The organism is Rheinheimera sp. (genome assembly GCF_037442525.1).
In the GTDB taxonomy this organism is placed as follows: domain Bacteria; phylum Pseudomonadota; class Gammaproteobacteria; order Enterobacterales; family Alteromonadaceae; genus Pararheinheimera.
The window spans coordinates 151,253-172,340 of record NZ_JBBIQD010000001.1 but is presented as its reverse complement, the minus strand read 5'-3'; the positions used below and the strand labels follow the sequence as shown (position 1 = coordinate 172,340).

Genomic DNA, 21,088 nt, shown 5'->3' with positions numbered 1-21,088 from the left:
ACTGGGCCGCCCCGGCGGTGCAGGGCTCTGGAACCTACTATTTCCAAGGATCAGACTATGCGTGTTCATCCCCTTTATCTTGGCCTGGTTGGCGCTGGCCTTTTGGGGTTAGCGGCCTGTAAACCCGCTCCTCAGACCGACAGCTCCATTCAGGCGCCGACTGACACCAGTGTGGCGCAGGCAAAGCCCGAGCTCAACCCGGGTTTTGAATCCAGACTGGGTATTTACCAGCCCGTGCGACTGACCTCGGATTTGAGCACGCTGTCAGCGGCACATAAACAGATGCTGGCGCTGCTGATAGACGCGGCGGCAGTGATGGACGATTTATACTGGCGTCAGGCGCTGGGTGAACCAAAGGCCGGCTTTTTGGCCGCCATTCAGGATCCGCAGGTACGGCGCTTTGCCGAAATTAACTACGGTCCCTGGGACAGATTGCAGGGGGATGAAGCCTTCTTAACTGGTTATGCGGCTAAACCCCTGGGGGCGGAGTTTTACCCTGCAGATATGAGTAAAGCTGAGTTTGAAGCTGCTGATTTTGCCGATAAAACCGGTTTGTATTCGCTGGTCCGGCGCGATAAAGACGGCAAACTGACGGCCGTGCCTTATTCTGTGGCCTACAAAGCAGAGCTGGAAAAAGCCGCCGATTTATTAGTGAAAGCCGCTGCTTTGTCAGAAGATGCCGGTTTTGCGGTTTATCTGAAGCTGCGTGCAGAAGCTCTGCTGTCCGATCAGTACCAGAAATCTGATTTGGCCTGGATGGAGATGAAGACGAACCCTGTCGATCTGGTGATAGGCCCCATTGAAACTTATGAAGATCAACTCTTTGGTTATCGCGCCGCCTTTGAAGCTTATGTGCTGGTGAAAGATTTGGCCTGGAGTGAGCGTTTAAGCAAATACGCAGCGACTCTGCCTGCATTGCAACAGGGCTTGCCTGTGCCGGATCCGTATAAACAGGAAACACCGGGCTCCGACGCAGACCTCAATGCCTATGACGTGATTTATTACGCTGGCCATTCAAATTCCGGTGGCAAAACCATTGCCATCAACCTGCCCAACGACGAACAGGTGCAGCTGGCAAAAGGCACCCGGCGTCTGCAGCTGAAAAATGCAATGAAAGCCAAGTTTGACCATATTATGGCGCCTGTGGCGGATTTGCTGATCACGCCGTCACAGCGCAACCTGGTGACTTTTGATGCATTTTTTAACAATGTGATGTTCCATGAAGTGGCGCATGGCCTTGGCATAAAAAATACCATCAATGGCAAAGGCACAGTGCGGCAGAGCCTGAAGGAACATGCTTCGGCTTTGGAGGAAGGCAAAGCTGATATTCTCGGGTTGTATATGATCACCCAACTGGTGGAGCAGGGCTTGCTGACCGATGCCCGGCTCGAAGAGTTCTACACCACTTTTATGGCCGGCATTTTCCGCTCCGTGCGTTTTGGCGCGTCCAGTGCCCATGGCAAAGCCAATATGATCTGCTTTAACTACTTCGCCGAGCAGGGCGCTTTTATCCGCAATGCCGATGGCACTTATCAGGTGGATTTTGCCAGCATGCGCCAGGCGATGACGTCGTTATCGACCTTGATCCTGACGCTGCAGGGCGACGGCAATTATGAAGGGGTCAGCGCCTTACTGAATGATAAAGGGGTGATCCGGCCTGAACTGGCGGCCGATTTACAACGCCTCAGTGGCGCCAATATTCCGGTGGATCTGGTGTTTGAGCAAGGCAAACAAGTGCTGGGTTTGTGAGGTTATTGTTGTAAAAATGGCGGTCAGGGACCGCCATTTTTTTATGCTGCTGCCCGGTTACACAGGCTCAGGAACTTCTGCGACACCGGAGTCTGCAGCTACTGTGGTCGTGGCTATCTTTTCACATAAAATCCAGTCTTTTTCATCCACCCAGTTTTGCGCACCACCGGCCACAGTGCGGATAGGCACTATGTAGCGGCAGGAAGTTTGCGGTTTCACCGATGCAAAAATAGGCACAAAACCAAAGTTCAGCGCCGTTTCAATCAGCGCCTGCTGGTTGTGTGGGTCGATGTCGGCCGCTTCGTCGATATAAATTGGAATGCGGTATTTGCCACGTTCCCGTTCGGCCAGCAACTGGCGGATAAACAACATACCACACAGCAATTTGATGGTGATGCGGGTGCCGTTCGAGCCGGCCGAGTCGATTTTGTCGAAAAATTCCACGTCGCCAGCGCGGTTAATCACTTTAAAGCGGATATCAAACAGGTCTGACAGCGTCAGGCCACCTTTTTCGCTGGCGGCCTGGATCAGGTAATCCTTGGCCGACTGAATATCGCGCTCGGAGCTCGTTGCACCCGGTGCCAATAAATCCAGCGTATCGCCTTGCTGATAGGTCTCCGAGGTGGTCAGAATGGTATCGATATGGCCAACCAGCACACTGCGGTCAACAATTTCAATTTTGAAATCCTGCAGGTTGGAGATCTGATGGCGCCAGATGCCGCGGTTAAAGCTGTTCATCTCGCGGTGCAACCGGTTTAAGTCATCCCGCAGGCCTTTTAAGGTGGCCGCGACTTCGGTCAGGGCGACCCGGGCACGGCGTTCAATGGCTTCACGCTCTTTATCCAGATGGTGATACGCACTGATCAACCGCTGGTATTTCAGTTCTTCATCGCTCTCGACTTCAAACTTGGTGATACCGGCGTTAAAGATAAAGAGGTAAGTGTTTTTAATATTGACGTCAATCAGCTTCAGCTCGTGGCACTGGCGGTTAAAGTCGCGCAGCACATCGGCCAGATTGTCAAAATCCAGCACCACTTCAATAGGGTAAGGCGTGATTTTTCCGGAGTAAAAATCCAGCTGGAAATCAATCCGCTCTTTTTTCTCCTGTTCAATGCGTTCCAGCTGACGCTTCAACTGTTCTTGTTTGTTCGAAACCAGGTTGCGGCGGTCGGACAGGGTCGAGGCTTTGTGCTGCACTTCAGCCAATTGGGTTTGCAGCAGCTCTTCTTCCTGCTCCAGCTGGTCCAGCATGGCCTGCTGCTCGTCGGCAATTTGCTGCATTTGCTGATAGCGGGCGAATTTTTTGATGTCTTCTTCGGCTTGCAACATGTCCTGGTACAGCCGGTCTTTTTCGCGGGTTTTGCCGGCTAAATCGCCGGCCACAGCCAGTTGCTGTTCCAGCGTCTGCAGGGTCTGCTGCAGCGCTTCAATCTGTTCTTTGAGCTGGATTTTATTTTCCAGGCTGTTCTGCTCCACCGGCTGCAGGTGCGACAGGTCAATCACAGCACCGGCCAGATGCAGTTTGCCTTGTTTAAAGCAATCGGCCAGCGCCTCAAGTTGCGACGAAAAGGCATCTTCGTCGGTGATTTCAATATCCCCACCTGCTGCGGTCGACAGCGACAACAGATCCGGATTCAGCACCCGGCTCAGCTGTTGCACCTCGGGCAGGCTCAAATCTTCACGCAGCCTGGAATACAGGTTGTATTCCAGGTTTTTCAGTTGCAGTTTCAGGCTTTGCAGCTGCTTTTGGCTCTGGCTCTTCTGATGCGCAAGCGTGGTGGCATTGACCTGTGACGCACCTTGCAGGCTGTGGCTCAGCTGCTCGTAACTTTGGCGAATGTTTTTCAGGTTGCTGTCGAGCGTAGCCTGATTGGTTAAGCCAAAGCGCTGATGTAACTGATCGTAATCCTGATACCACTGGCTCAGTTGTAAACGGCGGCCAGACAAGTCTTTGATTTGGCCGACATAAAGCCGCTGGCGTTCTTCCAGCTGCGTCTTTTCGCCATGCAGCAATTGCAGCTGTTCATTCAGTTGCAGCTGTTGGTCTTCGGCATAACCGTGAAATTCGGTCAGCGCGACATCCAGTTTTGGCGCATAAGTCGCAAGGCGGCCTTTGAGCACAGAGCGGTTATCCAGCAAACTTTCCAGTGCTGTGACAGCTTCTTGTTGGTTTTCCAGCGCCTTCAGTTCACGCCTGTCTTTGTTCACCTTTTCAAAAGCGTTGTGCCAGACCTGATAGAAATCCACTTTAGGGTCGCCCAAATGGCGGGCAAAGACCGGCAACAGCAAACGTTTCACGTCCTGCGCTGTTAAACGGTGCAGGTTCAGAATACGGCGGAAAATATCCTTGTAGACCGGCGCGTCACTGACGTTGGCCAGTGGGATCATGCGCAGGTTAATCCGGCTGTCGTACGGCGTGGCGCCACCGGTCAGCATGGCGTTTAGCTCAGACTGCTTCAGTTCAATAGGATCAAAACCCAAAGCGCGTAAATGGTGGTCCAGCTTGCTGTAGCGCACATAACTTTTGCCGTCGAGGTAATGCGCCAGGTCCAGCTTGCCTTTGTAGCAAAAGTACTGAAAGGCGTAACCGGCAATTTTGCCGCGGCCCGCCACACCAATGACCACAGGGCCGTCGGGCAGGTTGGCTTCCAGCAGAATGTAACTCTGGTCCGTGCCAAAATAGAATTTGCGGGTTTCGTCCAGATCATGGCCGTCCCACTCGGTTAACCGCAGGTCGTTGATTAACGGGAACTGCAGTGCGTTTATCACCGAACTTTTACCCGTATTGTTCGGCGCGCAGATAGAGGACGAATCGTCCAGCGGGATCACACATTTGGCGTAGCCTGCAGTGTTCAGCAGCGCCAGTTTGGTTAAACCATACAGCTCTGATTTGATGTCAGACATCAGCGTGCTCCTCAGTGGCCACAGCGCTGTGTTCCACATCCATTAAGGCATCTAAATAACGGTAAACAGGGGGCAACAGCCTGATGTTGTCGCCACTGGCGCGCGCCAGCCCATAACGCAGCATCCGGTTGGCAATTTCACGTTTGATATCAGTCACCGAAAAAATTTCCAGCTGCTCGAATAAATGGTAATGCTGTTGCAGCAACTGACCCCAGACTTCGGAGCTGACTTCCTGTTCGAACAGGGCGCGCAGCGGGTCCTGGCCTTTGTCGGCGTAAAACTCCACCAGCGCATACAAAGCCAGTGCAAAAAGCCGGGAAATTTTGCCCATACTGGCCGTGGCATCGTCCACTTCAAAGTAGAAAAAGCCGCGACCATCCCGTTTCAGGCTGTGGCCCAAAGCTGCAAATAATGCTGTGTAGGCGTCTTCCTGCTGATCCAGCTCCTGCCACAGTGCAAAATCCTGCTCGCTGATATGGTAGCCGGAGCCTAATTTTTTATGCACCTCAGCCAGCTGGCTGAGCAATTCTAAATCCAGTTGCATCGTTAATGTCCTTCAGGGCTGCTGCGAAAGGGGTGCAGGGTCAGTCGGTAACCCTGCACCTCCAGTTGGCTGGCATCCTGCTGATGTTCCAGCTTCAGGCTGTCGGCGCGGGACAGTTCCTGATACAAAAAGAGTAATTCGTCGACCGGTAATTCAGGGTAACTGTCGGCCAGCCAACGGCTTAAATCCGGTAGTTGCTTAATAGTGCGGGCTTTGCGCAGCACCTCTTTCACTTCCGGCACCTGCATCAGGCCAGCAGGGGCCGAGTCAATGGCGTCTGGCACTTCATAGGCGTCATGCTGGTACTGACAGAGCTCGGCCATATAACTGGTGATTTGGTTGGCAGACCCCAAAGAGAATTTTTGTGCGTCTGAACGTAAACCCGGTACCAGCGGGTCCAGTGTGTGCTCAATGCCTTTTTTGCGCATCTGGCCCAATAAAAAGCTGGCGTTGCGTGAGAGCAGGGTATTGCGGCGCAGTTCATCCCGCAGCGGCATCAGCAGGTCCGCACAGCGGCTCAAACTTTCCCGGCCCACCTGATTCATTTCCAGCAAACGGGTACGCAGCTGCAACAGGCTTTCTTTGTCCTGCTGCATCACCCCGGTGATTTCAATCTGTTGGATTTGTTCGGTCAGTTGCAGCTCAATGGCACTGATACTCTGCTGGAAAGGGCCGTTAATATCGACCAGCACCAACACAGGCTCAATGTAATCATCAAAAGCGTCCATCACCGCGGCATAACGGCGCGCCAGGCTGAGTTTGCTCTCGTCCGCTTTGGCCCGCTCGACCAGGGACAAAATGGCCTGCTCATTCTGGGAAAACTGCTTCAGTACTTCCCGCACCCTGTCGTCCATAGCCCGAATAAAACGGCGTAATTCGCGGCTGTCGCGCTGACTGGCCGCTTGCGCCATCCGTGCCGATAAGCGGTTCAGTTCCAGTACCCGGCTTTCAATGTCGGTGGCCAGGCCCAATTGCTCTTCATGCAATAAATGCTGGGCAAACTCCAGTATGGTGCTGCTCAGCTCAAGCTGGCTGGATTTCGCCAGCGGGATCAGAATTTCCAGTTGCAGCAGCCGTTGGGTTTCTTTAAATACTTGTTCGCTGCTGAAGTTGGGGTTGGCTCTTTGGATCAGATGCTGCACATCCTGCACACTGAAACTGCTGTGCTGGCTGCGTTCGACCAGCCATTCAATCAGGGTCCAGTGCTCATCCAGACAGCGGATCAGTTTACGCGGCGCTATCATGGGTCCTTTCTTTCATAAAAAGTTCGTTTTGCGACTTAAGTGGTAGTGACTTTGTAAGCGGGCTGTTAGAAAATGCGCGCGCAAATTCCTTCCCTTCAGAAACAAAGCTGGTACTTATCATGTTAAGCGCTGTAATTTTAGGTTTGGTGGCCATCGCCTTTATCCTGATCGTTATAGAGGATATTATCCACGTAAACAAGGCAAAAACGACACTTTTTTTCGGTACTCTCTGTTGGATCCTCGCCTTTATTTTTCCCATGCACGACAGCACAAGTGCCGAAATATCTGAGCAGCTGAACCATAACTTATTAGAAATAGCCACCTTGTGGCTTTTTTTGATGTCAACTATGACTTTTGTCGCTTATCTGAACAGCAAGGGTTTTATTTCCCAGCTGGTTCAGCGCATTTTACCGGCCGAACTGTCCGAACGCCGGCTGATGTTTCTGATTGCCATTTTTGCCTTCGTATTTTCTTCGTTTGCCGACAACGTCACGGCGACCCTGGTGTCTATTGCGGTCATCAGTTCCATCAAACTGGAAATGAAAAAGCGTATTCAATACGCCACCCTGATTATTTTTGCCGTGAACAGTGGCGGCGTGTCGCTGATCACCGGTGACGTGACCACCCTGATGATTTTTCTGGCCGGTAAAGTCACGATCCCGCATTTATTGCTGCTGGTGTTGCCGTCACTTTTTGCAGTCGCCGTGCTGGCGATCCTGCTCTCGCGCAAGATGAAAGGCCGCATCGTGCTGGAGAAGTCCCCGAAGAAGCTGGAAAAACCGGACATTGTGATTGCCTGCATTTTTGCCGCCACTATCGCATTTACGCTGGTGTTTAACATTCTGTTCCAGATCCCGCCTGTGCTGACCTTTCTGTTTGGCCTGGGCATTATGTTCCTGGCCGCGCAGTACCTGCTGCGCAAAAAACCAGGCGTCAGTATTCTGAATTACATCCGTGAAGTGGAGTTTGACACCTTGCTGTTTTTCTTAGGGGTACTGTTATTAGTCGGCATCCTGAAAGAAATTGGTGTGCTCAACGCCATTCCGCAGTTGTACCAGTACCTGGACCCAACCCAGGCCAATTACCTGATGGGCATGACGTCTGCCTTGATTGACAACGTCCCGCTAACGGCGGCGTTGCTGAAATCCGGTGTCGAAATGTCACCAGCCCAGTGGCTGATGTTAACCTACGCCACAGGTGTAGGTGGCTCCATTCTGATTATCGGTTCGGCCGCAGGTATTATTGCAATGAGTAAGGTGAAAGAGCTGACTTTTATCACCTATTTCCGCATGGCCGGCTATTTATTGGCCTGTTACAGCCTGGGTTATATGGGGGTCTACCTGGTCGGCACCACAGTGCTTGGTTAAAAAAGACGGCTATACGGCTGTTGCTTTTTCCCAGTCAGTTGGGTTAAAGTCTCGGCCGTCCATCGAATCTGATAGACCAGAAGAGGAGCGTTAACCAGGTAGGTGATCTCAGGCTGCTACAAGCCGCAGGGTCACTGAGGGGGATTAACGCCGAGGGGGCACCGGGGTAGCACCAGTGTTTCCGGTTGTTAAGGCTGAATCCTTACGACTGTCACCTGTAGTTAGGGTGGAGAGCTTCTGGCCTTTGTTGGTGTATTCCGGCCGCCACAGCTTTCTGCCTGTTGCTGCGCGTTGTTCTCCATGCAAATGCCATTGCTCTGCCTTATGAATTTGAATAAGGAGAGACTCAATGTCCAATTCACTGATTGTTGCCAAATTTGGCGGAACTTCTGTGGCTGATTTTCCTGCCATGTCGCGTTGTGCCGATATTGTGCTGGCGAACCCGGCTATTCGTTTGGTTGTGGTCAGCGCCAGCTCAGGTGTGACCAACCTGCTGGTGGATATTACCCGCCAGACCGAGGTGGTGGCCCGTTTTGACGCTTATGCAGGCATCGAAAAAATTACCCTGGCTGTGCTGGAGAAATTGCAGCAGCCGCATGCCGTTGCCGCTGAAATTGAAACCCTGCTGGCCGATCTACGTAACCTGATTGAAACTGGTGGTGCTGTGTACAGCGGCGCGCATAAAGATCTGATCCAGTCCTTTGGTGAGCGTTTAAGTTCGGTGTTATTCGCTCAGGTGCTGCGTGAACGCGGCGCCAAAGCCTCTGCTTTTGATGTGCGCCGGGTACTGCGTACCGACAGCCGGTTTGGCAAAGGCGAACCACAAATCAAAGAAATTGCCGCGTTGGCAGAGGTGCATTTAAAACCGCTGCTGGCCGACCAGCTGATTGTGACCCAAGGCTTTATCGGTGCTGATGTCACAGGTCAGACGACCACCCTGGGACGCGGAGGCTCGGATTACAGCGCGGCTTTGCTTGGCGAAGCGCTGCAGGCCGATATTGTGCAAATCTGGACCGATGTGGTGGGGATATTCACGACCGATCCACGCCTGACCAGCGAAGCCCGTTGTATTCCGGAAATCAGCTTTGATGAAGCCGCAGAAATGGCGACCTTTGGTGCCAAGGTGTTGCATCCGGCGACCTTAATTCCGGCCATGCGCCGCAATATCCGGGTTTTTGTTGGCTCCAGCCGGGAACCTGAAGCCGGTGGCACCTGGATTGCCAGGCAGGTCGAACACAAACCGGCGTACCGCGCCATTGCGCTGCGCAAGTCCCAGACGCTGATCACGGTAAAAAGCCCCGAAATGCTGCATGCGGCAGGTTTCCTGGCCCGGGTCTTTGATATTTTAAGCCGTCATCAGATCTCGGTGGATTTAGTGACCACCTCCGAAATTTCGGTGGCACTGACACTGGATGAAACGCCAGGCAGCGCCTTTAATCAGAATATGGAGCCGGCACTGACTGAACTGCGTAGTTTCTGTGAAGTCACGGTCGAGCAGGGTCTGAGTCTGGTGGCGGTAATTGGCAATCAACTGCACAGCAGCAAAGGCGTGACAGGCGATTTATTCAGCGCGCTGGAAAAAATTAACATGCGGCTGATTTGCCATGGTGCGTCTCGTCATAACCTGTGTTTCTTAGTGCAGGAAGAGCAGGCCGCCAAAGTAGTGAAAGACCTGCACCAACGGCTGTTTAACTGACAGTAAAAAGGCGCCGCAAGGCGCCTTTTTCATGGGCAGTCAGCTTCAGACAAACAGCTGCTTCATATCATGGTAAGAGGCGACAAACTCAGGAGAGCGGTGGAAGTCGACACCTGTGATCAGGCCACGTTCAACATAAGGTTTTAATGCAATCCGCGGCTCGGTTTTGTCTTTGCAGTAGCCTTTCTGAATGGTAGCGATACGAATAAAGTCGATGTAACAGACTTTGTCACTGGGCTGTTGGTTATTCCATTTTTCAGCAACGGCCACCAGCTCTTCCGGAAATTCCCATTTGCGCAAAATACTGCCGCCAATATTGCTGGCCAGATCCTCAATGCAGTGCTCAATAAAGGCTTTGTCACCAAACTGGTCCAGGTGTTTTTCGGCTTCGGTCAGAATAGGCAAAGCGCCAATATTGTGAATTAAACCCGCCAGTGTCATGGTATCGAAATTCACCGGGCTGCTTTTCAGGTTGCTGTTGTACAACTGCATGGCGGCCAGGGCGGTGGCTGCCACTTCCAGGGTGTCATGCCAGACTTTGCCCATCAGTCCCTTGATCAGACTGGAATGGGACACAAACAGCTGTTCAACCGCCATGGCAGTGACAATGTTTTTGATATACCGCAGGCCAATACGGGTCACAGCCTGGTGCAAGGAATTTACATGCACAGAGCGGCCTAAAAAGGCACTGTTGGCGATTTTCATCATACGGGCTGACATGGCCGGGTCATGCGAAATAATATCGGCCATCTGGTTCAGATTCACCTGAGGATCTTCGGCCATTTTGCGAATACGTAAAGCAATTTCCGGCAGGCTGGGCAAAACCAGCGTGTCATTTTGTATTTTTTCAATGAGTAAACTGAGTAAGGCGTTTTCGTTTGACATAACCTGCAACCCTATAAGCAAAAACTGGTGTGATTTGAATATCTTGCAATAGCTTTATTTTTTAGTGTACTGGCTGATTATGGGCGAAATCCGGGGGCTTTGCCCAGAGGGCAGGTTAAATTTTTTTCAGTTTCTATCAATTTCAGGTGCTGGTTGGCTCAGTTGGAATAGTTTGTCGCGAATACGCCAGAAACGGCCTTCTTTGCGCGCAATCAGGGCCGCAGGCGGCGCCAGCCGGTGTTGCTCTTTCAGTACTGCGGTCACTGTGCTGGCGTTAAAGGGCCTGTGTCTGTCGGTCAGATGAGCGGGGACGAACTGTTGCAGAAATTTGTGTTTTTGTGTTTTTGTCTGCAAGGGCCAGAATTCAGCCAGTTCAGTGCCATCAGCGGACAAGTAGCTGACTTTCAGGCTGGTTTTGTTATCTTTTTGGTGACTGCTGAGCTGCATCCGATCCACATAGAGGACCAGAGCGTCTTTTAGCGCCAGGGCCTCTTTGAGTTTTTTGTCCGGGTCCACCAACACCAGGCCACAGTCAGCGCACTGGCGGGCGGCAATATCATTTTCGCCGCCACAGTCGGGGCAGAATTTGCATTTAAAACGATACCCACAGACTTCAGGTTCACCCTGTTCTCCGGGCTGATAGCCCTGACAGCGACGGCCATAATGTTCCAGTACGATGCCGCGTTCATCGGTTTTGCCCCAGAAGCTGTTAAAAAAGCCACAAAGCGGGCAGGGCACTGTCACCAGCTCTGCGGCAGGATCGGGTCTGAGTTCGCCTATATCCGGTTGCTCAAGATCAAAGCGGTTGCCAGCGTAATCCAGCACCAGACAGTCTTGTTTCCCCGGGCTTAACCTCAGACCCCTGCCCACGATTTGCTGATACAAGGTGACGGATTCGGTCGGGCGCAAAATCGCGATCAGTTCAACATGAGGGGCATCAAAACCTGTGGTCAGCACCGCCACATTGACCAGATACTTCAGTTGTTGTTGTTTAAATTGCTGCAGCAGCAGATCGCGCTCAGCCTGTGGGGTAGACCCCAGAATGAGTGCACTTTGCCCGGCAGGCAAATAGGACTGAATTTCCTGGGCATGACGGGTGGTTGCCGCAAACACCATCACACCGCGACGTTTTTGTGCCTGTTGCATAACCTGCGCGATAATTTGTGGTGTCGCACGCTGTTGTTGCGAAATACGCAAATCCAGCTCCTGTTCTTTAAAATAACCTGAGCTGCCTGGGGTCAGTCCCTGAAAGTCGTAACAAAGCACCGGAGCATCCAGCAGCACCGCCGGCGTCAGATAACCTTCTGTCAGTAAATGGCGAATGGGTAAATCAAAAATACAATACTTAAAAAAACGTGGGTCCGTGGTGCGCACCATGCCTCTGGTGTGGTACTGATAAATCCAGCCACTGCCAAGCCGGTAGGGGGTTGCAGTTAAACCCAGCACCCGCAGTTGTGGGTTGTGTTGCTGCAGTGCCCTTATAACTTTGAGGTAGCTGCTGTTGTCATCGTCACTGACGCGGTGGCACTCATCGATGACCAGCAGACTGTATTGCTCTGTGAAGTCCTGCAAATTGCGGCTGACCGACTGAATGGATGCAAACACCACTTTGCTGGCTGTTTCTTTGCGGTTCAGGCTGGCGGAGTACACCGCGGCCTCCAGCCCATAATGACAGAATTTGGCATGGTTTTGCTCGACCAATTCTTTGACATGGGCCAACACCAGCACACGACCCTTCGCAAGCCGGGCCAGCTCGGCAATCACCAGACTTTTACCGGCCCCGGTGGGCAAAACCAACAGGGCCGGCTCTGCGTTACGGCGAAAATGCACCAAAACAGCCTGCACAGCCTGTTGCTGGTAATCTCTCAGTAGTGGGGGACTCATGAACTACACACAGTGGCTCTGGCGGGACTGGCCCGCCAGCACTCTGTTATTGGATACCTTCGTTCGCGAAGATGGTGGCGCGGTCAGCAATAAAGGCGATTTTGATGTTTTTCTTCTCGTCACCCCAACGGCAGTTTTTGGTGCCAATGGCTTCTTCACAATGGTCAGCTTTACCCAGAATGGCCGACACTTCGTCGTAACTCATACCGGCTTTGACTTTGTTGTAATTGTCCTGAGTTAACTTACTGCAGGCTGTGGCTGCCAACATAACAGCCAGCGCCAGAAGTAGATTTTTCATAACAGATTCCTTGTGTTATTGCGTCAGTTTGTTGCCACTGCAGTGGCTGGATCATAACGTTTCACCTGAATAATTACCCCCAAACGTGGGTGATCCAGGTAATTCAGCTGACCTAAGGTTAACCGCGCCTGTTGTTTAATTTCGACCTGAGCCGGCAGTGCGTCACTAGCTTGGCGCAAGTAAAAGCTGCCGTCAAACAGAATAAAACGGCCAGCCCTGAAACTGATCAGACTGTCCAGCTGCCAGGGGCTATGCCATTGCTGCATGGCGCTTTGGCCCTGCTCCAGCGCCTGTAACTGCTGTTGCACCTGCTGCATCAGTTGTGGCGCTTCAGTGGTGCTGGTTTCTGCAGAGGCCGGGGCGTAAAACTGACCGGCATACCAGTGACTGCGTTGACGGCTGCTGCTCAGAGGCTGGCGCCAGGCGGTATGCAGCAGCAGTTGTTTGCTGGCGTCCTGTTTCAGCTGCCAGGCAATATTCTTTAAGCTGAATTGCTCCTGGCTCAGCAGATAAGGGCTGTCCTGATGGCTGCCGCTGCCGGCAATTTCCGCCGGGATTTGCGCCGGGGCTGGCAATTGCAAGCCAAGCTCGCTGCTGTTCAGTGGCCGGCTTAGCAACTGACCTTCATCTGTCCATTGCTCCATCTGGCAATTTTGTGGGTTAAACTGCTCAGCCGACACAACGGTTTCTGCCGACGGCATCTGCGGCGCCAGGCTATCCACTGCGGGTTCTGGTACCGCAGGCTGGGCTGGCGCTGGTGATAACAGCTGTTGCAGTGCCTGCAGCTGTTCTGCAGAAATGGGCGGCAGGCTGGCCTGAGCCACCTGGGTGCTGGCGGCATTGCTGGATGTTGCCGCGACACAGGCCGGGATAGCCTGGATCAGATCCGCCACTCTGGGCTGGTACAAAGGGGCTATTAAGTCCAACGCTTTGCCCGGCACCAAAGGCCGCTCTGGCGCTTTAAACTGTTCCTTCAGGCCTGCGTCCGGCTGGCGGCTGAACACCAGCATCTCAATTTCATACCAGTTGGCCAGGGCTGAGGGGGCACTGACCAGGCTGGCCAGAACCAGCAATAACCGACCTTTCATGACACTCCTGTTTGATGCGCATGCAGCTCGGACAGCAGTTGACTGACAAAAGCAAATCTGCTGTCGGCATTAGTTAATTCTTTGATAAATTTCAGCTTGTTGCCGCCTTCCAGCTTAAAGACTCTGGATTGAGTCTGAATAAGCTGAATAATAAAAGACGGGTTTACGCTGGTGCGTTCGCCGAATTCTAGCACACCCCCTTTGGGGTTGGCTTCCAGTCGTTTGATGCCTATAGCTGCGGCCTGCAGTTTTAACTCGGTGATTTTCACCAAATTTTTCGCTGCGTCCGGCAATAAGCCAAAGCGGTCAATTAGTTCCACCTGCACGTCGTCCAGTTCCAGGTTGTCTTTGCAGCTGGCCAGACGTTTGTAAAAGGACAAACGCAGGTTCACATCTGGAATATAGTCATCCGGCAACAGCGCCGGTAACTTCAGATCCAGTTCGGTCTGCTGCTGCAACAGCGCGTCCAGGCTGGGCTCTTTGCCTTGTTTTAACGCTTCGACCGCCTGTTCCAGCATCTCCATATAGAGGCTGAACCCAACAGATTCAATCTGACCACTTTGTTCATCCCCCAACAATTCACCGGCACCACGAATTTCCAGGTCGTGGGTGGCCAAGGCAAAACCTGCCCCTAAGTCTTCCAGTGCTGATATGGCGTCCAGCCGTTTTTCCGCATCTTTGCTCAGACGTTTTGGGGGCGGCGTCAGCAAATAGGCATAAGCCTGGTGGTGCGAACGACCCACCCGGCCACGCAACTGGTGCAGCTGCGCCAGGCCAAAATTGTCGGCCCTGTTGATAATAATGGTGTTAGCGGTGGGCACGTCGATCCCGGTTTCGATAATGGTGGAGCAGAGCAGCAGGTTAAAACGCTGATGGTAAAATTCGGCCATCACCTGTTCCAGTTCCCGTTCGCGCATTTGCCCGTGCGCAATACCAATCAGCGCCTCAGGCAAGAGTTGGGTTAAATCGGCCGCCATTTTTTCAATGCTGGCCACGTCATTATGCAGGAAATACACCTGACCACCCCGGCTGATTTCCCGCAGCACGGCTTCGCGCACCAGGCCGGTTTCAAACTCGCGGACAAAGGTTTTCACCGCCAGCCGTTTGGCTGGTGGGGTGGCGATAATGGACAAATCGCGCATGCCGGACAGCGACATATTCAGCGTGCGCGGAATAGGGGTGGCCGTCAGTGTCAGAATGTCAATATTGGCGCGCAGCGCTTTGATTTTGTCCTTTTGCCGCACCCCAAAGCGGTGTTCTTCGTCGACAATCAGCAGACCCAAATCGCTGAAACGGATATCGTCCTGCAACAATTTATGGGTGCCAATCAGAATATCCACTTTGCCAGCTGCCAGATCGGCCAGAATGGCATTTTGCTCTTTGGTACTGACAAAACGTGACAGCACTTCCACCCGCACCGGCCAGTTGGCAAAACGGTCGCGGAAATTTTCATAATGCTGTTGCGCCAGCAGGGTGGTAGGCACTAAAACTGCCACTTGTTTATTGTCGTTGACGGCGACAAAAGCGGCGCGCATCGCCACTTCGGTTTTCCCAAAACCCACATCGCCGCAGACCAGCCGGTCCATGGCGCGTGCGGCTTGCATATCGGCCAGCACCTGGCTGATGGCGTCCAGCTGATCGACAGTTTCTTCATAAGGGAAACCGTCGGCAAACACCTCGTATTGGCTGGCATCCAACCGGAAACCATAACCTGTCTGGGCTGCACGTTTGGCGTACACATCCAGCAATTCGGCCGCCACGTCCCGTACTTTTTCGGCCGCTTTTCGGCGGGCTTTTTCCCACTGATCGGTGCCCAGTTTATTCAGTGGCGCCTGCTCCTGATCGGCGCCTGTGTAGCGGCTGATCAGGTGCAAAGACGACACCGGCACATAGAGTTTGCTGCCACCGGCGTAGTCGATGGTGACAAATTCGGCACTGATACCGCCAGCGTCCAGCACCTGCAGGCCCTGATAACGGCCCACCCCATGTTGCAGATGCACCACGGGCTGACCCACAGACAGTTCGGCCAGGTTCCGGATAATGGTGTCGCTGGAGATCTGCTGGCTGCGTTTGCGGCGGCGTTTTTGCGCCACTTTCTGGCCAAAGAGTTCGTTTTCACTGATCAGCGCCAAAGGGGCTTTACCACTGAACAGGCAGCCTTGCTCCAAAGCGCCGACCACAATGGCGAGATCGCTGTCTCCGGTTAAAAAGTCGGTCAGACTCTGGCATGGCTGTAAACGGATTTGTTGTTTGCCGAACAGCTGCAACAGGCTTTCGCGACGGCCGTCAGACTCCACCAAAAACAGGGCGCGGCCTTGTTGCTGTTTCAGCTTCAGTACAAACTGTTGCAGTTTTTCCAGCGGGTTTTTCAGCTGATGGTCCACCGCCAGATCCGGCAGCGTCAGCACGGCCGCATTGGCCTGGCCGGGACGCTGAGGCAGTTCGGCGCGTGACAGCCGCAGCCGCGGATAAGTTTTCATCCGGCCAAAAAATTCATCTTTGGCCAGGTACAGCTCCAGCGGTTTGAGCAGAGGTTTCAGCAAATCGATGGCTTTGTCCTCGTAACGGCGCTGCAAATCCTGACTGAAACGTTCGGTGGCGGCGTCCAGATCGCCGACCTGCACCAGCTCAGCATGGGCCGGCAGGTAGTCGAACAGACTGCTGCACTGCTCGGCAAAGAGCGGCAGGTAATACTCAATACCGGCCGGCATCAGGCCCTGGCTGACCTGCATATAAAGCGATTCTTTTTCGCTGCGGGCCGGAAAACGTTCGCGGTACCGGATGCGAAACCGCTCAATGGCGGCTTTATCCTGCGGGAATTCGTGGGCTGGCAACAAGGCCACTTTGTCCACTTGCTGCACTGTGCGCTGATTGTCCGGGTCGAATAAGCGGATGCCGTCGATTTCATCGTCAAAAAAGTCGATGCGGTAAGGCTGCGAACTGCCCATCGGAAATAAATCCAGCAAAGAGCCACGCACCGAGAATTCACCATGCTCCATCACCTGATCGACAGCACGGTAGCCGACGGCGGCCAGTTGGGCGCGCAACGAAGTTAAATCCAGCCGCTGGCCTTTTTCCAGCCACAGGCTGTGCTGCTGCAGCCAGTCCGGCTGGTTCAGCCGCAACATGGCGGTACTGACCGGCACCAGCACCAGACCGGTTTTCAGTTGTGGCAAACGGTACAGGGTTTGAATACGCTGCGAAATAATGTCCTGATGCGGCGAAAACACATCGTAAGGCAAGGTTTCCCAATCCGGAAATACCTGCAGCAAGGCCGGGTTTTGCTGCAGTTCGTCCTGCAAAAACACCTGCAGTTCCTGTTCCAGCCGCAGTGCAGTCGGCGTATCGGGCACCAGCACCAGGTACAGCCCAGGCTGGCGTTGCACTAGATCGGCCAGCGCAAAAGGCAAAGCGGCACCTTGCAGCTGGCCCCATTGTTTCAGATCCTTGGCGCCGGCAGGCAAAGGCAGAGAGTGAAAATAAGTCATGGTCATTCAGGTTCGTTAACAACACAAAAAAGGTGGATTAGCTGTCTGGCTGAGACTGCTGTGCCTGACGCGCTTCGGCTTTACGCTTGAGCTGCCGGCTTTGTTCGTGCAGGCTGGCCCGCACCACCAGGTCGCGGTCATCCTCTCGGATACGGCGGAATAACAGACGTGCTAAATACCCATGCTCAGCGACTTCGCAGTCAATCAGTTCGGCCAGGGCAAACACGGCCCCCTCGTTATGATCGAGAAAAAGTTTCAGTTCATACAACTGACCGACCTCTGCGGGTTGGTCCAGGTGTAACCGCACGCCAGAACCGCCAAAACTGAAGGTGCGAAAACGCAGACTGGCGTCGTCCTGATTGCGCAGCACATAGTGCATCAGTGCGTCAATTTTGCGGGTTTGTAGTTGCAGGTAACTGAGCAGTTCGGGTTGCAGGTCTTTGATCGCCGTTAAGGCTCTGCTGCTGGAACTGTTCAGCGCCGACAATTCACTGGTCATTTTAAAGGCATCTGGCAGCAACTGATAAAAGCCGTCCTCATCCGGCAAGTCGGCATGAAAAGGCTGTAAATTGACCGAAACGGTCTGCTCGACCTGGAAATAATCGTTAAATTCTTCAAGACGTTGAGTAGAACTTGGCTGCAGCATAGGGATCCTCAAGTTGCAAGCTTGTAACCTTAACGGATTCTCACTATTATCGCAGCAATTTCTTGCCCGGCCCACCGCAGCTTCTGTCAGAACCTGGGGCTCAGTGAAAAAGTGGGGTGCTGTGAAAAACCTGTCGTTACCGCTGTTTGCCCGCATCGGCCTGCGTTACAGCCAAAGCCGGCGTGGCCGGGGCTTCTTATCTTTTATCACCTTATTTTCTGTGACCGGTATTTTTCTGGGCGTATTGGCGCTGACTGTGGTCAGTTCGGTGATGAATGGCTTTGAAGCCGACCTGAAAAAACGTATTCTCGGCGTGATCCCGCATTTGTTGGTCAGCACTGAGCAGCCGGATCTGGCCGCCAGACTGCCTGAACAATTTCACCAGATTACGCAAGTAACCCCACATTTGCAGCTGGAAGCCTTAGCGCAGAGCCCGGGTGAGCTGACGCCGCTGCTGCTGCAAGGCATTGAACCTGCCGCCATTCCGGAATTTTTAGCCGGCTCTTTGCTCACCGGTGACTGGCAACAGCTGGCGGACCGGCCTTATTCGGTGATGCTGGGAGTAGGGCTGGCCGACCAGCTTAAAGTGGGGCCTGGCCAGCAAATTCGGCTGATCCTGGCGCAGGGCGGCAGTTTTACCCCTATGGGCTGGATGCCACGCCAGCGTTTGTTTACTGTGGTAGGCCTGCTCAGTACAGGCTCAGAGCTGGATAACAGTCTGGCCCTGGTGCATTTGCCTGATTTAAAGAAGCTCAGTGCAGGACAGATACAAAGCAGCCAGTGGCGGCTCAGTTTGCAGGAGCCTTTTGACGCTCCGGCGCTGGAGCCCAGGATAGCGGCATTGCCGGGCGTCAGTGCCGTGACCGACTGGCGCGACAGCCACGGTAAACTCTTTGCCGCAGTGGCGATGGAAAAATCCATGATGTGGCTGATGTTGCTGCTGATCGTTGCCGTGGCGGCTTTTAATATTGTGTCGGCGCTGGTGATGATGGTGACCGAAAAACAACGCGAAGTGGCGATCCTCAAAACTCAGGGCATGACAGACCGGCAGTTGTTTTTAGTCTTTGCTGTGCAGGGCCTGAACAATGGTGTGCTTGGTACCTTGACCGGGGCTGTGGCCGGTGTGCTGTTGACCTGGCAACTGAACCCGATATTGTCAGTGCTCGGAGTGCAGGTGATAGCCGGCGTGGTGTTACCTACAGATATTCAGCCACTGCAAATTTTGACCATAGTACTGGCGGCTTTAGGCTTAACAGCGCTGGCGGTGATTTACCCGGCCTGGCGTGCGGTACGGGTGCAACCTGCGGAAGTATTACGAGATGAATAAAGTGTTAGTGGCCCGTGGCCTCAGTAAAAGTTACCGGGACGGCCAGCAGGAAACCCAAGTGCTGCATGGCATTGATTTGACGGTGTCTGCCGGTGAAATGCTGGCGATAGTCGGCAGCTCCGGGTCGGGCAAAAGTACCTTGTTGCATATTCTGGGCACGCTGGATTTGCCGGATCAGGGCGAACTGAGTTTGCTTGGCAAGCCTGTCGCCAGACTGAGCGCAGACGCCAAAGCCCGGCTGCGTAACCAGCATCTGGGTTTTATTTACCAGTTCCACCACCTGCTGATGGACTTTACCGCTCTGGAAAACGTGATGATGCCGTTGCTGATTGGCAAAGTGGCTGCCTCTGAGGCCCGCCGACGCGCCATGCGTTTGCTGGAGAAAGTGGGGTTGGCGCACCGGGTGGAGCACAGGCCGGCTGAACTCAGTGGCGGTGAACGGCAGCGGGTGGCTATTGCCCGGGCCTTAGTTGGTGAGCCGGCCCTGGTGCTGGCCGATGAACCGACCGGCAACCTGGATCATCAGACTGCGGAGCAGATTTATCAGCTGCTGCGCCAGCTGAACCAGGAACTGTCCACCAGTTTTATTGTGGTGACCCATGACCGCAGCCTGGCCGCACGGCTGGATAAACAGTACTGGATGCAGGATGGCCGTTTAGGGGCAAGCCATGGCTAGTTTGTCCTGGCAACTGGCGCAGCGTTACCGCAAAAGCCGTAACAGCAATGCGTTTATCCGTTTTATTGCCGCCTCGTCCACCTTAGGTATTGGCCTGGGGGTAGCGATTCTGATCCTGGCCTTGTCGGTGATGAATGGCTTTGAGCAGGCGCTGCGTACTCAACTGCTGGCGGTGATCCCTCATATCGAACTGCATGCGGTGGATCAACCAATTCAGCGCTGGCAGGACAAATTACCGCTGTTGGCAGCACAACCCGGTGTAGAAGCGGGGGCTCCTTATATTAAAACCAATACCTTGTTGCGCAGCGGTGCCAAGGTCAAAGCGGCCAGTCTGCGGGGCATTGAACTGGAGCAGGAACAAAGGGTCAGCGAACTGAAACGCTTTGTCAAAGCCGGCTCGTTGCAGACTTTGGATGCGCAGCACATCGTGCTGGGGCAAGGCGTAGCAGCAGAGCTGGGTGTGGTGGTCGGGGATGAAGTGCAGCTGATGTTGCCGCAGTTAAGTCGTGATGGGCAGCTTGCCAGCCATAAACATGTCAGCCTGACGGTGTCGGCCATTATCGGCATGGGGGGGCAGATGGACTACCAGCAAAGTTGGGTACAGCTGGACGCGCTGGCCGGCTGGCTGAGCTACCCTCAGGGTACAGTGCAGGGCCTGGCCTTTAAAGTGCAGGACGTGTTTGCTGCGCCCCGGCTGGCCCGGCAGCTTGGCAGTCAGCTGAAAGATTACGTCTATATCCGCGATTGGGTGATCAGCCAGGGGCATTTGTACAACGACATCCAGATGGTGCGCAGTATTTTGTACCTGGTGCTGGTGCTGGTGCTGGCGGTGGCCTGCTTTAATATTGTCGCCACCCTGGTGATGGCGGTGCGGGAAAAACAAAGTGATATTGCTATCCTGCTGACCATGGGCATGCCACGCCGGGCCGTGGTCAAAGCCTTTATGTGGTTGGGCTGGCTGAATGGCCTGGTCGGTACTCTGGTGGGGGCCGCCGCAGGTTTGTTGCTGGCCTGGCAAATTGAGGCTTTGTTCCGTGCTGTCACTGCACTGACGGGGTTTCAGTTGCTCGACCCCAGCATTTATTTTGTTGATTATGTGCCCTCACAAATTGAACCGGCGCAGGTGCTGCTGACGGTGGGCGTGGCTTTAGTGCTGAGCCTGCTGGCCACTTTGTATCCGGCTTTTCAGGCCAGCAAAGTGCAGCCTGCCGTGGTGCTTGGCCGCAGTTAACCATTCTGTGTTGTTGTCGCTGAGCGGCTTGAAGCCGGTTGCAAAACCGGCTTCAAACGCC

The 21,088-nt window shown here is 53.7% G+C and carries 15 protein-coding genes and 1 riboswitch; of the genes, 6 read left to right on the top strand and 9 right to left on the bottom strand.

The genetic code is table 11. The features are described from left to right. Positions 1-57: 57 nt before the first annotated feature. Positions 58-1,749 carry a Zn-dependent hydrolase gene (locus WKJ03_RS00740; protein ID WP_337840237.1) on the top strand — a complete coding sequence of 564 codons (1,692 nt, stop codon included), beginning with the start codon at positions 58-60 and terminating at the stop codon, positions 1,747-1,749. Between the two features lie 57 nt (positions 1,750-1,806). On the opposite strand, the gene WKJ03_RS00735 is transcribed toward WKJ03_RS00740, so the two are convergent. The 3 genes from WKJ03_RS00735 to WKJ03_RS00725 are packed head-to-tail and all read right to left on the bottom strand — an operon-like array spanning position 1,807 to position 6,441. Beyond that, complete coding sequence (locus WKJ03_RS00735; RefSeq protein WP_337840236.1) at positions 1,807-4,653, bottom strand: ATPase; 2,847 nt, start codon at positions 4,651-4,653, stop codon at positions 1,807-1,809. After that, positions 4,646-5,197, bottom strand: coding sequence for a hypothetical protein (locus tag WKJ03_RS00730; protein WP_337840235.1), 552 nt, complete (start codon positions 5,195-5,197; stop codon positions 4,646-4,648). Before WKJ03_RS00730 ends, WKJ03_RS00735 begins: the two co-directional genes overlap by 8 nt. A 2-nt stretch (positions 5,198-5,199) precedes the next feature. Further along, positions 5,200-6,441 carry a hypothetical protein gene (locus WKJ03_RS00725; RefSeq protein ID WP_337840234.1) on the bottom strand — a complete coding sequence of 414 codons (1,242 nt, stop codon included), beginning with the start codon at positions 6,439-6,441 and terminating at the stop codon, positions 5,200-5,202. 119 nt (positions 6,442-6,560) lie between these two features. Between WKJ03_RS00725 and nhaD the strand changes: the two genes are divergently transcribed. Beyond that, complete coding sequence (gene nhaD, locus WKJ03_RS00720) at positions 6,561-7,808, top strand: sodium:proton antiporter NhaD (protein ID WP_337840233.1); 1,248 nt, start codon at positions 6,561-6,563, stop codon at positions 7,806-7,808. 72 nt (positions 7,809-7,880) lie between these two features. Then, a riboswitch (Lysine riboswitch) is annotated at positions 7,881-8,053 on the top strand. Positions 8,054-8,157: 104 nt separating this feature from the next. Then, positions 8,158-9,504 carry a lysine-sensitive aspartokinase 3 gene (gene lysC, locus WKJ03_RS00715; protein ID WP_337840232.1) on the top strand — a complete coding sequence of 449 codons (1,347 nt, stop codon included), beginning with the start codon at positions 8,158-8,160 and terminating at the stop codon, positions 9,502-9,504. 45 nt (positions 9,505-9,549) lie between these two features. On the opposite strand, the gene WKJ03_RS00710 is transcribed toward lysC, so the two are convergent. From WKJ03_RS00710 to WKJ03_RS00685, 6 genes are all read right to left on the bottom strand, one after another. After that, positions 9,550-10,389 (bottom strand): HDOD domain-containing protein, encoded by an 840-nt coding sequence (locus WKJ03_RS00710; protein ID WP_337840231.1) that lies wholly within the window; start codon positions 10,387-10,389, stop codon positions 9,550-9,552. Positions 10,390-10,515: 126 nt separating this feature from the next. Then, positions 10,516-12,273: a DEAD/DEAH box helicase gene (locus tag WKJ03_RS00705; protein WP_337840230.1), complete on the bottom strand. Its 1,758-nt coding sequence runs from the start codon at positions 12,271-12,273 to the stop codon at positions 10,516-10,518. Between the two features lie 46 nt (positions 12,274-12,319). Next, on the bottom strand, positions 12,320-12,571 hold the full coding sequence (locus WKJ03_RS00700; RefSeq protein ID WP_337840229.1) for a DUF3862 domain-containing protein: 252 nt from the start codon (positions 12,569-12,571) through the stop codon (positions 12,320-12,322). A gap of 23 nt (positions 12,572-12,594) precedes the next feature. Further along, the gene (locus tag WKJ03_RS00695) at positions 12,595-13,659 is read right to left on the bottom strand and encodes a CsiV family protein (RefSeq protein ID WP_337840228.1); all 1,065 of its coding nucleotides are present in this window, start codon (positions 13,657-13,659) and stop codon (positions 12,595-12,597) included. Beyond that, complete coding sequence (gene mfd / locus WKJ03_RS00690; RefSeq protein WP_337840227.1) at positions 13,656-17,147, bottom strand: transcription-repair coupling factor; 3,492 nt, start codon at positions 17,145-17,147, stop codon at positions 13,656-13,658. Before mfd ends, WKJ03_RS00695 begins: the two co-directional genes overlap by 4 nt. 37 nt (positions 17,148-17,184) lie before the next feature. Beyond that, complete coding sequence (locus tag WKJ03_RS00685) at positions 17,185-17,793, bottom strand: PilZ domain-containing protein (protein ID WP_337840226.1); 609 nt, start codon at positions 17,791-17,793, stop codon at positions 17,185-17,187. A gap of 103 nt (positions 17,794-17,896) precedes the next feature. Between WKJ03_RS00685 and WKJ03_RS00680 the strand changes: the two genes are divergently transcribed. The 3 genes from WKJ03_RS00680 to WKJ03_RS00670 are packed head-to-tail and all read left to right on the top strand — an operon-like array spanning position 17,897 to position 21,027. Then, positions 17,897-19,120: a lipoprotein-releasing ABC transporter permease subunit gene (locus tag WKJ03_RS00680; protein WP_337840225.1), complete on the top strand. Its 1,224-nt coding sequence runs from the start codon at positions 17,897-17,899 to the stop codon at positions 19,118-19,120. Continuing rightward, complete coding sequence (lolD, locus tag WKJ03_RS00675; RefSeq protein ID WP_337840224.1) at positions 19,113-19,796, top strand: lipoprotein-releasing ABC transporter ATP-binding protein LolD; 684 nt, start codon at positions 19,113-19,115, stop codon at positions 19,794-19,796. Before WKJ03_RS00680 ends, lolD begins: the two co-directional genes overlap by 8 nt. Then, on the top strand, positions 19,789-21,027 hold the full coding sequence (locus tag WKJ03_RS00670) for a lipoprotein-releasing ABC transporter permease subunit (RefSeq protein ID WP_337840223.1): 1,239 nt from the start codon (positions 19,789-19,791) through the stop codon (positions 21,025-21,027). The genes lolD and WKJ03_RS00670 overlap by 8 nt, the downstream gene beginning before the upstream one ends. Positions 21,028-21,088: the final 61 nt, after the last annotated feature.